The organism is Myxococcus sp. AB056 (genome assembly GCF_006547365.1).
Taxonomy (GTDB): domain Bacteria; phylum Myxococcota; class Myxococcia; order Myxococcales; family Myxococcaceae; genus Myxococcus; species Myxococcus virescens.
The window spans coordinates 1-14,084 of sequence record NZ_VHLB01000023.1 but is presented as its reverse complement, the minus strand read 5'-3'; the positions used below and the strand labels follow the sequence as shown (position 1 = coordinate 14,084).

The window sequence follows — 14,084 nt, the reverse complement described above, 5'->3', positions numbered from 1 at the left end:
GACTACTTGGGCGCCTCGATGAGTGCGGCGAAGCCCATGCCGCCGCCGATGCACATGGAGACGACGCCGTAGCGGCCGTTGCGGCGCTTCAGCTCACGCAGGATGGTGGCCACCATGCGCGCGCCGGAGACGCCCAGCGGGTGACCCAGGGCGATGGCGCCGCCGTTGGGGTTCACCTTGTCGGCGGGGATGCCCAGCTCGCGCACGCAGTACAGCGCCTGCGCCCCGAAGGCCTCGTTCAGCTCGAAGACGTCGATGTCTTCGACCTTGAGCTTATTCTTCTCCAGCAGCTTGCGGACCGCGGGAACCGGGCCGATGCCCATGATTTCCGGGGGCACGCCCGCCACCGCGGCGTCGATGAAGTAGCCCAGCGGCTTGACGCCCAGCTCCTTCGCCTTGGCCTCGCTCATCACCACCGCGGCGGCGGCGCCGTCCGTCAGCGGCGACGCGTTACCGGCCGTCACCACGCCCTTGGGGTTGAAGGCCGGGCGCAGCTTGGCCAGGCCCTCCTGCGTGGTCTCCGGGCGGAGGATGGTGTCCACCGTGACGGTGACGTTCTGCGCCACGCCGTCGTCGTCGTAGTACGTCGTGGTGACGGGGACGATCTCCTCCTTGAACTTGCCCTGCTCGCGCGCGGTGGCGGCGCGGCGCTGGCTCTCGGCGGCGAACTTGTCCGAGTCCTCACGCGACACGCCGTAGCGCGACGCGATGTTCTCCGCCGTGGCGCCCATGGAGGTGTAGATCTCCGGCAGGCGCTCCATGGCCTCGGGGTTGGCGCTCGCCTTGTTGCCGCCCATGGGGACCATCGTCATGGACTCGGTGCCACCGCCGATGCCCACGTCGTACATCCCCGCCTGGATGGCCTGGGCCACCTGGGCGATGGCCTGCGAACCGGAGGAACAGAACCGGTTGATGGTCATCGCGGGCACCGTGACGGGCAGGCCCGCCAGCAGCGTGGCCACGCGGGCCACGTTCATGCCCTGCTCGGCCTCCGGCATGGCACAGCCCAGGACGACGTCACCGATGTCCTCCGGCTTCAGGCCCGGGACCTGGGCAACGGCCTCCTTGATGGCGACAGCGGCCAGGGTATCCGGCCGGGTGTCCTTGAACTCTCCCTTGTGCGCGCGGGTGAAGGGCGTGCGGACCGCGCTGGCAATCACGACTCGACCAGCCATTTTGATGTCTCCTTGCCCGGGGGGCACCCGGGCATTCAGCGAATCTCAGGTTCAGTAGCCTATGGATACTGGCCGGCCGTCAGTTCCGCAGCGGCTTGCCCTTCTCGATCATGTGCTGCAGGCGGTCCTGGGTCTTCTCCTCGCCGCACAGGCTCAGGAAGGCCTCCGCCTCCAGCTCCAGCAAGCGCTCTTCCGTCACGAGCAGCGACGGGCTGGTGTTGCCACCCGTCAGCACCTTCGCCAGCTTCTGGGCAATCTTCCGGTCGTGCGCGCTCACCTGGCCGTTGAGCTCCATGTCGTAGAGCATCATGTCGATGGTGGCCGCGCCGCTGGTGCCCGGCAGGCGGAAGCGCGTGGGACGGGGCGCCTTGAAGCCGGCGTCCGCCATGCCCAGCACGCGGGCCTTCGCGTCGGACAGCAGGAAGTCCCGGTTGGCGCTGATGCCATCCGCCTGCGTCAGGAAGCCCGCCTCACGGGCCTCCTCGGCGCTGGTGGCGACCTTCGCCATGCCGATGGTGAGGAAGATCTTCTTCAGGAAGGGGAAGAAGTCGAAGTCCTTGTCCGTGCCGAACGGGCCGTACACGTTGCGCAGCAGCTGCATGTTGCCGCCGCCGCCCGGGATGAGGCCCACGCCCACTTCCACCAGGCCCATGTACAGCTCCGCGCTGGCCTGGATGGCGTTGCCGCCCATCGTCACCTCGGCGCCGCCGCCGAGCGTGAGGTTGAAGGGCGCCGTCACCACCGGCACCGGGCTGTAGCGCATGCGCTGATTGACGGCCTGGAAGCCCGTCACCAGCTTGCGAATGGACTCGAACTCGCCGCTCTTGGCCGCCCACAGCAGCGCCACGATGTTCGCGCCCGCGGAGAAGTTGGAGCCGTCGTTACCGATGACGAGGCCCTTGTGGTTCTTCTCCGTCTCGTCCAGCGCGGTGTTCATCATCTCGATGATCTGGTCATCGATGGAGTTCATCTTGGTGTGGAACTCGAGCAGCGTCGCGCCGTCGCCCATGTCCCACAGCGTGGCCCCGTCGTTGCCGGCGATCTTCTTGTTGCCGCGCTTGAGGTACTCCACGCGCTGCGTGCGGGCGTTCTCCGGCACCACCTTCACGGACTTCGTGGGGATGTCCCAGTACGTGTCCTTGCCGTTCTCCACGCCGTAGAAGGACGCGCGGCCCGCGGCCAGCATCTCCTCCACCCACGCGGCCGGCTTCAGGCCCAGGGCCTTCATCCGCTCCACGCCCTTCTTCACGCCGTAGGCGTCCCAGACCTCGAAGGGCCCCAGGTCCCAACCGAAGCCCCAGCGCACGCCGCGGTCCACGTTGACCACGTCGTCGGCGATCTCCGGGATGCGGCGGCTCGTGTAGGCCAGCACGTCCAGGGTGACGCCCTCGGCGAACTTGGCGGCCTTGTCCTCGGCGTTCATCACCGAGGCCACGCGCTCGCGCACGTCCTCGATGTCCCGCGCGGCGCCCAGCGACTCGTAGCGCACCTTCGCCTGCGGCCGGTACTCCAGCGTCTTCAGGTCGAGCGCGAGGATGTCCTTGCCCTGCTTCTTGTAGAAGCCGCCGCCGCTCTTGTCGCCCAGCATGCCCTTCTCCACCATCTTCTGGAGGAAGGCGGGGCTGGCGAACACGTCACGCTCTTCGTCGTGCGTCAGCGTGTCGTAACAGTTCTTCGCCACGTGGGTGAACGTGTCCAGGCCCACGATGTCCGCGGTGCGGAAGACGGCGGACTTGGGACGGCCCATGGCCGGGCCGAAAATCTTGTCCACCTCTTCGATGGAGAGCTCCGCCTTGTCCATGGCGGCGATGGTCCGCATCATCCCGTACACGCCAATGCGGTTCGCGATGAAGTTGGTGGTGTCCTTGCCGTAGACGATGCCCTTGCCCAGCACCTCTTCGCCAAAGCGGTGCAGCGTCTTGAGCACCTCCGGGGCAGTCTCCTTGCCGGCCACCAGCTCCAGCAGCTTCATGTAGCGGACGGGGTTGAAGAAGTGCGTGACGAGGAAGTTCTTCTTGAACTCCGCGCCGCGGCCCTCGGTCATCCCCACAATCGACATGCCGGAGGTGTTGGACGACACGATGGTGCCCGGGCGGATGAGCTTCTCCACCTTGGCGAAAAGGTCCTGCTTGATCTTCAGGTCCTCCTTCACCACCTCCACCACCCAATCGCACTCGGCGATGCGGTGCAGGTCGTCCTCGAAGTTGCCGACCTCGATGTTGGTGAAGACCTCACCAGAGACGATGGGGCTCGGCTTCTGCTTGCGCAGGTTGGCCAGCGCGCCCTGGGCGAACTTGTTGCGAAACGCCTTCGAGGAGGTGTCCTCGCCCGGCGCGGCCTTGGGCGGAACGATGTCCAGGAGGAGCGCGCGCACGCCCGAGTTGGCCAGGTGCGCGGCGATGCCGCTGCCCATTACTCCGGCGCCCAGCACAGCCACTTTGCGGATCCGCGTCGTCATGTGGAAAAGGCTCCCTGTTGGGAAGGAGGGGATTGCACAAATGTAGGCGATTGACCCGAAAGTCAATCGGTTCGGACGGCCAGGACACTCGCCACCAGAGGACAAGCCGACTAGATACCGGCCCTCCATGGCTCGCCTCGACCCGCACTCGTACAACGACAGCACGCAGCCTGAGACGGAAACCCTGGACTGGAGGGCCCGCGTCGATTTCAAGACGCAGCGGCTGCACGCGGAGGTCACCCACACCCTCAAGGAAGCCTCGGCCGGGCCGCTGGACCTGGATACCCGGGACTTGGAAATCCGTGACGTCGTCGACGCCGCGGGTCGTCCCTTGCCCTACATCCTCTCCCCTTCCGAGCCGATTCTCGGCAGCCGGCTGCGCATCGAGCTGCCGGTGGGGCTGCGGCAATTCACCGTGCGCTACCGCACGGCGCCGCACGCCAGCGCGCTCCAGTGGCTGACGCCCTCCCAGACAGCCGGAGGGAAGCACCCCTTCCTCTACAGCCAGTGCCAGGCCATCCACGCCCGAAGCGTGGTGCCGCTCCAGGACACGCCGCGCATCCGCATCCGCTACACCGCGTCGCTGCGGATTCCCAAGGCGCTCAAGGCCGTCATGGCCGCCAGCTTCCTGCGGCGCGAGGAGCACGGCGTGGAGGCGGAGGAGCACTACGAGATGCCCCAGCCGGTGCCGCCGTACCTGCTGGCCTTCGCGGTGGGCAGCCTGGCGCCGAAGGAGCTGGGGCCGCGCTCGCGCGTGTGGGCGGAGCCGGAGCTGCTGGAGGACGCGGCGGAGGAGTTCTCCGGCGTGGACGACATGCTGCGCGCCGCCGAGTCACTCTTCGGGCCCTATGACTGGGAGCGCTTCGACCTGCTCACCATGCCGCCCTCGTTCCCCTACGGCGGCATGGAGAACCCGCGCCTGACGTTCCTCACGCCCACGCTCATCACCGGCGACAAGAGCCTGGTCAACGTGGTGGCGCACGAGCTGGCGCACTCGTGGACGGGCAACCTGGTGACGAACGCCTCCGCGGAGCACTTCTGGCTCAACGAGGGCTTCACCGTCTTCGCCGAGCGCCGCATCCTGGAGGTCCTGGAGGGTCCGGAAGTGTCGGCGCTGCACGGCGCGCTGGGCCGCCGCGCGCTGGACTCCGCGCTGCAGCACTTCCGCGCGCACCCGCAGTTGACGTCGCTGCGCACCCACCTGGCCGGCGTGGACCCGGACGAGGCCTTCTCCCAGATTCCCTACGAGAAGGGCTACCTGCTGCTGCGCGCCATGGAGGACGCGGCCGGGCGGCCCGCCTTCGACGAGTTCCTCCGCCGCTACCTGGCCACCTACCGCTTCCGCGCGCTCACCACCGAGGAGTTCGTCGCCTTCGCGGAGAAGGAGCTGCCCGGCGTGCTGACCAAGGTGGACGCGGAGGCGTACCTGCACCGGCCCGGCGTGCCCCCCGGGGCGCCGTCACCGCGCTCCCTGCGGCTGGAGGCCATGGACGCGCTGCGCGGCAAGGTGCCCACGCCAGAGCAGGCGAAGGACTGGACGCCGGCCGAGTGGCAGCTCTACCTGGAGTCACTGCCCTGGGACATTCCACGGGACGTCATCCAGCAACTCGACGCGCGCTTCAGCCTCACCGAGAGCCGCAACTCGGAGGTGCTGGTGGCGTGGCTGGTGGTGGCGCTGCGCGCGGACTGGGAGCCGGCCGTGGCTCGCACCGAGACGTTCCTCGGCGAGGTGGGCCGGATGAAGTACCTCAAGCCGCTGTACGGGGTGCTCTCCGCGTCGCATGCGCACCGGAGTCTGGCGCGCGCGCTCTTCAAGAAGCACGGGGAGCGCTACCACCCCATCGCCCGTCAGGGCGTGGAGCTCATCCTTTCGCGCGCCTGAGGACGCGCGAGCAGGACGGGACTACTTCGAGGCCGCCGCGTTCAGGCGCTTCTCCGACAGGGCGAGGTACTTCTCGTCCATGTCGATGCCCACGTAACGGTGGCCCAGCTTGAGGGCCGCCACGCCCGAGGTGCCGCTGCCGTTGAAGGGGTCCAGCACGAGCGCGTCCGGGGGGCAGCTCGCCTCGAGGATGCGCTCCAGCAGCGCCACCGGCTTCTGCGTGGGGTGGCTGCCGAAGGCCTTCTCCTCGCCGCCGCGCGGGACGGTGAGCGTCCACATCCGGCCCTCGCCGTCCGCCGTCAGCTCGGCGTCACCGGAGGGCGGCAGCGCCCAGGCGTCGCGCATCTGCTTGCCGCCGTTCTCCGCCTTCATGCGCGCGTAGTTGAACGTGTGCTGGAGCTTGCCGCCGGACTTCGGCGAGGCCCAGATGAGCAGCTCCGTGGAGTGCGTGAAGTAGCGGCACGCCAGGTTGGGGCTCGCGTTGGGCTTGAACCAGGTGACGGTGTTGAGCAGCTTGTAGCCGAGCTTCTGCATCGCGAAGCCGGCGTTGAAGATGACGTGCTGCGTGCCGCTCACCCACAACGTGCCGGTGGGCTTGAGCAGGCGCTGGCAGGCCGCGAGCCACTCGGTGGTGAACTTGTGGTCCTCCTCCACGCCGCGCGACACGTCCCAGCCGCCCTTGGCGACCGAGACGCGCTTGCCGCCCTTGCAGGTGGTGCCGCCGTTGGAGAGGAAGTACGGCGGGTCGGCAAAAATCATGTCGAACGTCTGGGGCTCGAACTGCGACATCAGCTCCAGGCTGTCGCCGTGCAGCAGCGTATAGGCCTCCCCTTTCGCGTAGACGCTCTCGTTGAGCGAACGGCGGACGACTTTCAGGGAAGGGGCTGCTGCAGCATGCGCGGACATCTCGCCTCCGTCGGACTCTTCGTCGTGGACGCGGCGGACTGTGCGGTCGCTTCGGTGCTACGTCTAATTTCTGGCCTGTAGCACCCTGAAACTTGACGGGTGATTCAGGCCGTAGAAGCGCCGCGAGCAGGGCGGGAGCGCCTCTCGTGGAGGCCCTCCGACACCCTGCTCGACGGGTACTGCCTGGACTGTTGCGGGGCCCGTGTGTGGCCCCCGCGGCCTACGCCTTCTTGGCGGAGGTCGGCGACGCGCCGTACTTCTTGCGGAAGCGGTCGATGCGGCCGGCCGTGTCCACGAGCTTGTACTTGCCCGTGAAGAAGGGGTGGCAGTTCGAGCAGATTTCCACCGAGAACGAGCCGCGGGTGGACTTCGTCTCCACGACGTTGCCGCACATGCAGGTCACGCGGGACGGCGGGTAGACGGGATGGATTTCAGGCTTCATGACACGCTCCAGTATGCCTTGCCCCCACCCGCTGACGGGTAGGAGGTCCGGCGCTGAGGGATGGTCGGCGCTTATAATGGCGCTTGGACCGCTTCACAAGGCCAGCACGGCTCAATGGGCCGCCGAGCCGGGGGGCTCGACGCGTTCCACCCATTTCTGGACGACCGGATCCGCCGGGACGTCACTGCCAAGCTGGATGTACGACAACAGATGCGTGCGCCCGGCGTCCGTTGCGCCGCCGGCCAGATCCTTCTGGTAGGCCGCCCGCGAGGCTTCCAGGCGGGCAATCGTCGCCTCCAGGGGCTGCTTTTCCGCCGGATCCTGGGTCCCCGCCAGCCGCGCCTTCGCCCGGGTGAGGTTGCCTTCGAGCAGGCGCAGCTGCTGCCGCGTGCGCTCCTGTACGGAGGCGTCGGCGAAGCGGCCCGTCCCCTCCAACTGGAGCACCAGCTTCGCCAGCTCGCGGCCCCGGGCCCCGGAAGGAATCACCGTGGCCAGGGCCTGCCGCTGGGCGATGCCCTGCCCCCGGCCCTCGTGGGACTGCACCACGAAGTCCACGCCCTCCACCTGGTCGGCAAGCTGGAGCGCCTCCGCGTGGGGCACCGCCGCGAGCACCACCACCAGGTCCACCTTCGACTTCTCACGCAGGCGCTTCGCCTCGGCGGCCACGGCGGGCTGCACCGGCAGGCCCTGCACCTGCTCCTGCGCCTGGCCCGGAACGGCCAGCCCCACCGGGGTGGGTTTGGCCATGGCGGGAGAGACGCCCACCACGCCCACCTTCACGCCGCCCACCGTCGTCACCCACGAGGCGGGGAACAGCAGCTTGCCCTGCGCGTCCGCGAGGTTCGCGGACAGGAGCTTCAGCTTCGCCTGCCGCGTCTGCTTCTTGAGGAAGCCCACGCCGAACCCGAGGTCGCGCGCGCCCACGGCCATGGCCGCGGTGCCCTGCGCGTCCATCTGCGACAGCACGAGCTCCGCGCGCGCCCGTGCATCCGGGGCCTGCGCGCTGTCCCGGCTCTTGAAGAGCGCATTGCCGGCGTCCAGCACCAGCACGGGCGTGCCCTGCTTGCGCTCCTTCTCAATCGCGACTTTTCGTCTGGCCAGACCGCCAGAGGGGTTGTGCCTTCAACCACAGGGGGCGACTTCGCCCCCATTGTCTCCGGTGAAGAGGAGGACGAGCTGCTTGGGCGCCGCGCCCGCCACCAGGGGCAGCAGGAGCAGCAGCGCCAGCGCGGCCAGCTTCACCGGACGCGGGCTCACTTCTTGCCCTTCTTGGCGGGCGCCTTCTTGTCCAGCTCGGCGATGCGCTCCTTGGCCGTCTTCGCCTCGGCGGACTTCGGGTAGCTCTTGATGAGCTCCTCCAGCGCCAGCCGCGACTCCTCCTTCATCTTCAGCTGGGCGAAGCAGTCCGACGAGCGCAGGTAGGACTCCGGCGCGGACTCCGCCTTCGGGAAGTCCTGCAGCACCTTGCCGTACTCGAAGAGGGCCTCGCGGCACTTGGATTCGGAGAAGTACGTCTCACCGAGGCCGAAGTGGGCGTCCCCCACCAGCGGGTCCTTGGCCCACTTCTTCATGAACTCGTTGTAGAGCTGGCGCGCCAGCAGCACGTCGCCGGCCTTGGCCTTCGCCTTGGCGAGCGCCAGGAACTCCTTCTTGTCCGTAGGACGCTTGAGCTCCTCGGCCTTCTTCTTCGCCTCGGCCTCCTTCAGCGCCGCCTCGCCCTGCATGGAGACCAGCTTCTGGTCCTGCGCGGCCAGCGCCGTCTCCAGCTCGGTGATTTTGTGGAGGTACGTCTCCACCTGGCCACGAAGCTGGGCGAGGTCCTCGACGGTCTTCTGGAACTGCACACCGATGTCCGCGTCCTTGCGGCGCGCCGCGGTGTCCAGCCCCTTGAGGGCCTTGGTGACCTCCGCGACCTTCTCGTCGATTTTCGGGAGCGTGGCGGCGAGCTGCTCGCGCGTCTCCTTCAGCTCCGTCTGAATCTGGGCGGAGTCGGTGCCGAGCCGGTCGACCTTCGCCTCGAGGGCACGGCCGCGGTCAGCGGGATAGAAGCAACCAGGGAGGGCCAGCAGGGATATCAGCGCCAAGCTTCGCATCGGGCGCCATCTTAGGCGCAAACGCCCTGCCCGTCCGGACTTCTCTTGTCCAGTTAAGGCCCCCGCCAAGGCCTGCCCGGCTGGCCGGTCACCGCTTCTGGATGGAAAACTCCAGTCGCTCGGCAGCATGCGCGCAGGCCACCCGGAGGCGGTCGGAGTTGAGGAAGAAGGCCACGGGGCGCGAGCGGCCCGACTCCAGGGCATGGAAGGCCCGGCGGTACTCGGCGGCAGCCTCGGCGGTGCGCCGGCACTGCTCCAGGAGCAGCCCGAGCAGGTACCGGGCAGCGGCGTGGTCCGGGTCCAGCGTCAGGCAGCGACGCAGGTCCTGCTCCGCCACGGCGTCGGAGACACCCGAGGCGGCGCCATCCAGCACGCAGGCGAAGAGGAGGTCCGCTTCCGCGCAGGCCTCCGGGCTGGGCTCGGGCGCGGTGGCCACGGGCCCCCGGACGCCCTCCGCCTCCAGGGGAGCCGGGACAGAGAGCCCACGGTGAGCCTCGGTGCGAGCGCGCTCAGGGGCTCGGCCCGGGGGCAGCGCCATGCCACGCTTCCTTGAAGATGACGCAGCGCCGTTCCAGGAGAGCGGGGCTGGCGGCGGCTCGGACTCCCCTTCCTCCGGCCGGACGTAGAAGAAGGCCTGCTCGCCGCGCCGCACCCGGAGCGTTGGCGGCACCCGGAGCAGCGGCTCGGACGCGGACAGCACCAGCGCGCCGCCGGGCGCCAGGCTCCCCGCGAGCGCCTCCACGGTGCGCTGGAAGGCCTCCGCGGTGAAGTAGATGAGGACGTTGCGGCAGAAGATGACGTCGAAGCCGCCTCCGCCGGGCGCCACCGGATACGGCGACTCCATCAGGTTGTGGCACTGGAAGCTCGCGCGCTCCCGCAGCGCGGGCGTCAGGGCTTCTTTCGCGCCGGACCGGACGAAGTACCGCGAGCGCAGCTCCGGTGGGACGCGGCGCAGCTGCTCCCGGCCGTAGGCCAGCCACCGCGCACGGCGCAGCGTGTCCCCGGCGATGTCCGTCCCCAACACCGTGCTGTCCGGGTCCGCCCCTGCCTCCGCAAGCAGGACGAGCAGCGTGGCCACCTCCTCGCCCGTGGCGCAGCCCGCGCTCCAGACGCGCAGGGGCCGCCGATTCCTCGCCACCAGTGGAGTGAGGACCTGCGCTCGAAACGCGGCGAGCTGCACCTCGTCGCGGAACAGGTCCGTCTTGTTCACCACCACCGCGGCGATGAGGTCCTCCAGGTCCGTCACGCCCGACGGGGACTGGAGGAACATCAGGTACTGGTGCGGCGTGAGGCCCTGGCTGCGCGCCGCCAGCCGCTCATCCAGCCGGCGAACCTGAGGGCCACTCAGGGCCATCCCCGTCCGCGCCGACAGGAAGGCGCGCACTCCGGCCCATGGCGCGCCGTCAGCCACCCGGGCTCAGCGCCCCACCGAGAGGGACTCTCCCCGCGCCAGTCGCACCAACGTCGCCGCGACTTCGTCACCGTGGATGAGGTGGTCCACCGCCTTGCGCTCCACCGCCGCGCCCGGCATGCCGAACACCACGCAGGACTCCTCGTTCTGCGCCACCGCCAGTCCGCCCGCCTGCTTGATGGCCAGCAGGCCATCCGCGCCATCCGCGCCCATGCCCGTCAGCACCAGGCCCACCGCGCGCCGGCCATAGGTGCGGGCGGCGCTCTCCAGCAGCACCGTGCCGGACGGCATGTGCCCATCCCGCTCCACGCCTTGCTTGATCCCCACGCGTCCCCGGAAGGGGATGACGGTGTGCTGCCCCGGCGGAGCGATGAGGACGTGCCCCGGCATCAGCGGCTCTCCGTCCTGCGCCAGCCGCACCTTCAACTTGCTGGCCCCGGCCAGCCACCCCGCCAGGGACTCCGCGAAGGCGGCGTTGATGTGCTGGACGATGACGATGGGCGCCGGGAAGTCCGCGGGCAGCTCCGACAGCATCTTGAAGAGCACCTGGGGCCCGCCCGTGCTCGCCGCCACCACCACCACGCCCATGGACACCGCCGGCAGCACCGACGTGGCCACCCGGGGCGGCAGCAGCGGGCCGCGCTGGGGCCGGCGCAGGTGGCGGATGACACGCACCGAGGACAGCAGCCGGATTTCGCGAACCAGGTTCCACGCGTCCGGCCCGGCGTCGATCGCGGGCTTGATTTGCAGGGCGAGCGCCCCCAGCTCCAGCGCGCGGTACGTCAGCTCCGGCGCCTGGGAGCGCGGGTCCGCCGTGAGCACCAGGATGGGCGTGGGGCACTCGGCCATGATGTGCTCGGTGGCCGTGAGCCCGTCCATGACGGGCATGTCCACGTCCATGGTGATGACGTGGGGACGCAGCTCCTTGGTCATCTCCACGGCCTGCTTGCCGTCCGCGCAGGTGCCCACGACTTCGATATCGGGGTCCTTGCTCAGCGCCTCGCAGATGAGCTGTCGGCAGATGAGGGAGTCATCGACCACCAGCACCGACACTTTCTTGCCCATGCCCTGTCCATACCCCGTGCGCGAGCCCGGGAGTATAGCCAATGCAGGGGCCTGTCAGCCCAGCAGTCGCCGCACCACATCCATCAGGTTGCCCTGGGCGGTGTCGCCAGCCCCCGCGCCGCCGGTCCTCCTCCCTCCACGGATGGTGAAGGCTGACCACCGGGAGCCTCGAAGGGACGGGGTGCCTCCGCAGGCCGCGTGGTGGTGAGGCCCGAGCCCGACTCGCACCCTCAATGTGGCTTTTTCCAACCTATATAGATAAGCGGGGAAGCCATTGACCCGATGCACGGGAGCCGGGATACCGCCGTCCGACCCCTCTGCCGCTCGAAAGGAGCGCATCTTGGTCCGGCGATTTCTTCCCTCCCTCCTCCCGCTGCTGCTGGTGGCCTCCACGGCCGCGGCGCAGACCACCCCCACCTCCATCACCTTCGATGGCTATTGGAACGAGACGCCGTCGGTGGAGCTGATTCCCGTGGGCGGACAGGTGGTCGTCAACTACGACATCAGCCGCCTGCCGCAGTGCCGGGGCACCACCTCCTCCGGCAACCCGACCTGGACCATCACCGGCCACGTCCAGGTGAACCGCGGCCCGGTGGTGAGCTTCTGGGTGGCCGGCCACGCGCCGGACGGCAACCCCTCGCAGCGCGTCCTGCATCTCCCCGCGGGGTTGAGCGGCGCCCTGGTGATGTGGTTCGACATCTCGAGCCAGGGCTGCCAGGCCTGGGACTCCAACCACGGGAGCAACTACCACTTCGCCATCGGCGCGCCGACCCTCTCCTTCAACGCGAACTGGGACGAGGTGATTGCGGGCACGCTGCGCGCCGGCCAGCAGTTCATCGTCAACTACGACGTGGCCCGCCTGCCCGAGTGTCGCGCGACATACAACGGCCCGGCCTGGGCGATTGTCGCGCAGTACCGCTTCGACAACGGCCCCATCCAGGAGACGGGCGTCACCGGCTCCGGCAGGTCCGAACCGACGGCCATCACCGCTCCGGCCGGCGCCCGCCACCTGGAGATGTGGTTCCGCAACACGGACCGCAGCTCGTGCGTGAGCTACGACAGCCAATACGGCTCCAACTATCACTTCGCCGTGGAGTGAGCCGCACCTGCTAGGTCGCGACCGGCTGCAGTGTCATCAGGTTCGAGGCTGCAGGCGGCGTCGTGGTGAACCCGGAGCCGAATCACCCCATCCTCATCGGCACCGCCGACCTAAGGTTGAACCGTCATGCTCAGGCGACGTGCAATCGCGGCGGCGAACTCAGCGATCGAAAGCCATAGGTTGCGATTGGAACTGAAGCCGGAGCTGACAGAGAGCACGGCGTGCGTGCCTCTGGGCACCAGACGCGTGAGCCCTTCATCCGGATTCGACGCGAGGATTGAACCATCGCTGTAAACGCACGCAGCCACGTACCGTTCGGTGAGCGATGCGACTGGCGACCAACTGCGGCCGTCCCACGAGGCCGAGGTGCAAGTCCCCACCAGGACCAACGCGTCTGAGGAAGTACCTGCAAAGGCAGAGGGGCCCTCGACGCCGGTCCTGAGCACCGTGGCCCCGCCGCGGTTCCAGCGAACGCATTCGCCTTCCGCTGCAAGCCAGAGCTCGCCGCCACTTCGGAAGATGGCCTCGTACCAGGAGTGTTCGGCGCCGACGCCGCCTGGAATCTCGAGCGGAACCATTTGCGAGCCTTCGAACCGAAGCAGTTTCACGTTCGAGCCCGTAAGCCAGACCCCCTCGGCGTCGACCCACAAGCCATAACCCACTCCGAAATCGGGCGAAGGGATTCGACTCCACTGCGCCCCATCCCAATGAAAGACCACCCCTTCTCCGACTGCCCATACGTCGCGCGCATGGCGGCCGGAGATCCGATGAAGCGGAACGCCCGCCCCCGTCTCCACGCGCGTCCAGCCGCTGGGACCCAGGTGAAACGTCTCGTCCCCCACGACCCACGCCACCCCTGGCTCTGGAGACCAGAGATCGTCGAGGTATCCTTCGGACACGCGGGGCCCGTCGTGAACGGCCACGCCATCCCACCGGCTCACCACTCCGTCGTCGCGCAGCATCAGCACGTCGTCTCCGGAGCGCGAGAGCGCGATGTAACCTCGCTCATCCGGATAGTGTCGGAGGACCTCGAAACCACGCTGAGCTGAGGGGATGACGCTGAAGTGGATCTCGCCCCAGCACTCCCCGTCGTCCGGGGCCCGTTCCGATTCACCCGGTTGCACCTCGAGTGAGCTGCGCGGCAACTTGACGAACAAGCGGGTCACACCGGCTCCGCGTTTGAACTCGACTTCGAGTCCTCCGCGCGCTTCTGCCTCCTGGCTGGCTGCCTTTACGAACGCCGCAGTGTGGAGCGTGTCGTCGTATCGAACCCACCTCACGTCGTAACCCATCGGCCTGGCCCTCGAGCGCGGTGAGTTTGAGCGACACCGCCGCGATGGCTCGGCAGTCTATCCACCGGCCGGCCCCCGTCACCGGTCCTCCTCGCCTCCCCCACTCCAGCCCTCACCCTCAACCAACATGGCTCCTATCCCGCCTCTACGCCGACGGGGTACAGCCACTACAGGGGCCTGTCAGCCCAGCAGTCGCCGCACCACATCCACCAGGTCCTGGCGCACCAGGTCGCCCTTGGTGATGTAGCCGTCCACCCCGGC

The 14,084-nt window shown here is 68.6% G+C and carries 12 protein-coding genes; 2 read left to right on the top strand and 10 right to left on the bottom strand.

Going from position 1 to position 14,084, the window contains the following annotated elements:
- Positions 1-2: 2 nt before the first annotated feature.
- Both FMP39_RS12885 and FMP39_RS12880 read right to left on the bottom strand, forming a co-directional pair.
- Positions 3-1,175 carry a thiolase family protein gene (locus FMP39_RS12885; RefSeq protein ID WP_026114036.1) on the bottom strand — a complete coding sequence of 391 codons (1,173 nt, stop codon included), beginning with the start codon at positions 1,173-1,175 and terminating at the stop codon, positions 3-5.
- A 79-nt stretch (positions 1,176-1,254) separates the two neighbouring features.
- Positions 1,255-3,633: a 3-hydroxyacyl-CoA dehydrogenase/enoyl-CoA hydratase family protein gene (locus FMP39_RS12880; protein ID WP_141253589.1), complete on the bottom strand. Its 2,379-nt coding sequence runs from the start codon at positions 3,631-3,633 to the stop codon at positions 1,255-1,257.
- Positions 3,634-3,760: 127 nt separating this feature from the next.
- On the opposite strand from FMP39_RS12880, the gene FMP39_RS12875 reads away from it, so the two are divergent.
- Entirely contained in the window at positions 3,761-5,515 is a 1,755-nt protein-coding gene (locus FMP39_RS12875; RefSeq protein WP_141590200.1) for a M1 family metallopeptidase, read from the top strand.
- Between the two features lie 21 nt (positions 5,516-5,536).
- Here FMP39_RS12875 and FMP39_RS12870 read toward each other — a convergent pair whose 3' ends face one another.
- The 7 genes from FMP39_RS12870 to cheB form a co-directional block, all read right to left on the bottom strand.
- Positions 5,537-6,421, bottom strand: coding sequence for a site-specific DNA-methyltransferase (locus tag FMP39_RS12870; protein WP_011555111.1), 885 nt, complete (start codon positions 6,419-6,421; stop codon positions 5,537-5,539).
- A gap of 220 nt (positions 6,422-6,641) precedes the next feature.
- On the bottom strand, positions 6,642-6,863 hold the full coding sequence (gene rpmE / locus FMP39_RS12865) for a 50S ribosomal protein L31 (RefSeq protein WP_011555112.1): 222 nt from the start codon (positions 6,861-6,863) through the stop codon (positions 6,642-6,644).
- Positions 6,864-6,974: 111 nt separating this feature from the next.
- Positions 6,975-7,913 (bottom strand): 5'-nucleotidase, encoded by a 939-nt coding sequence (locus FMP39_RS12860; RefSeq protein ID WP_141590199.1) that lies wholly within the window; start codon positions 7,911-7,913, stop codon positions 6,975-6,977.
- A 72-nt stretch (positions 7,914-7,985) separates the two neighbouring features.
- The gene (locus FMP39_RS38415) at positions 7,986-8,120 is read right to left on the bottom strand and encodes a hypothetical protein (RefSeq protein WP_002634075.1); all 135 of its coding nucleotides are present in this window, start codon (positions 8,118-8,120) and stop codon (positions 7,986-7,988) included.
- Positions 8,117-8,956, bottom strand: a complete 840-nt coding sequence (locus tag FMP39_RS12855; protein ID WP_194858375.1) for a tetratricopeptide repeat protein — start codon at positions 8,954-8,956, stop codon at positions 8,117-8,119. Before FMP39_RS12855 ends, FMP39_RS38415 begins: the two co-directional genes overlap by 4 nt.
- 88 nt (positions 8,957-9,044) lie before the next feature.
- Positions 9,045-10,367 (bottom strand): protein-glutamate O-methyltransferase CheR, encoded by a 1,323-nt coding sequence (locus FMP39_RS12850; RefSeq protein WP_141590197.1) that lies wholly within the window; start codon positions 10,365-10,367, stop codon positions 9,045-9,047.
- Between the two features lie 6 nt (positions 10,368-10,373).
- Positions 10,374-11,432, bottom strand: coding sequence for a chemotaxis-specific protein-glutamate methyltransferase CheB (cheB, locus tag FMP39_RS12845; protein ID WP_141590196.1), 1,059 nt, complete (start codon positions 11,430-11,432; stop codon positions 10,374-10,376).
- A 340-nt stretch (positions 11,433-11,772) separates the two neighbouring features.
- On the opposite strand from cheB, the gene FMP39_RS12840 reads away from it, so the two are divergent.
- Complete coding sequence (locus FMP39_RS12840; RefSeq protein WP_141590195.1) at positions 11,773-12,531, top strand: DUF6209 family protein; 759 nt, start codon at positions 11,773-11,775, stop codon at positions 12,529-12,531.
- A gap of 110 nt (positions 12,532-12,641) precedes the next feature.
- Here the strand turns inward: FMP39_RS12840 and FMP39_RS12835 are convergent, their stop codons facing one another.
- A complete protein-coding gene (locus FMP39_RS12835) occupies positions 12,642-13,823 on the bottom strand; it encodes a hypothetical protein (protein WP_141590194.1) in 1,182 nt (393 codons plus the stop codon).
- Positions 13,824-14,084: the final 261 nt, after the last annotated feature.

Coding starts and splice junctions, on each gene's coding strand:
- FMP39_RS12885 (WP_026114036.1), bottom strand. CDS start 1,175: ATGGCTGGTCGAGTCGTGATTGCCAGCGCGGTCCGCACGCCCTTCACC.
- FMP39_RS12880 (WP_141253589.1), bottom strand. CDS start 3,633: ATGACGACGCGGATCCGCAAAGTGGCTGTGCTGGGCGCCGGAGTAATG.
- FMP39_RS12875 (WP_141590200.1), top strand. CDS start 3,761: ATGGCTCGCCTCGACCCGCACTCGTACAACGACAGCACGCAGCCTGAG.
- FMP39_RS12870 (WP_011555111.1), bottom strand. CDS start 6,421: ATGTCCGCGCATGCTGCAGCAGCCCCTTCCCTGAAAGTCGTCCGCCGT.
- rpmE (WP_011555112.1), bottom strand. CDS start 6,863: ATGAAGCCTGAAATCCATCCCGTCTACCCGCCGTCCCGCGTGACCTGC.
- FMP39_RS12855 (WP_194858375.1), bottom strand. CDS start 8,956: ATGCGAAGCTTGGCGCTGATATCCCTGCTGGCCCTCCCTGGTTGCTTC.
- cheB (WP_141590196.1), bottom strand. CDS start 11,432: ATGGGCAAGAAAGTGTCGGTGCTGGTGGTCGATGACTCCCTCATCTGC.
- FMP39_RS12835 (WP_141590194.1), bottom strand. CDS start 13,823: ATGGGTTACGACGTGAGGTGGGTTCGATACGACGACACGCTCCACACT.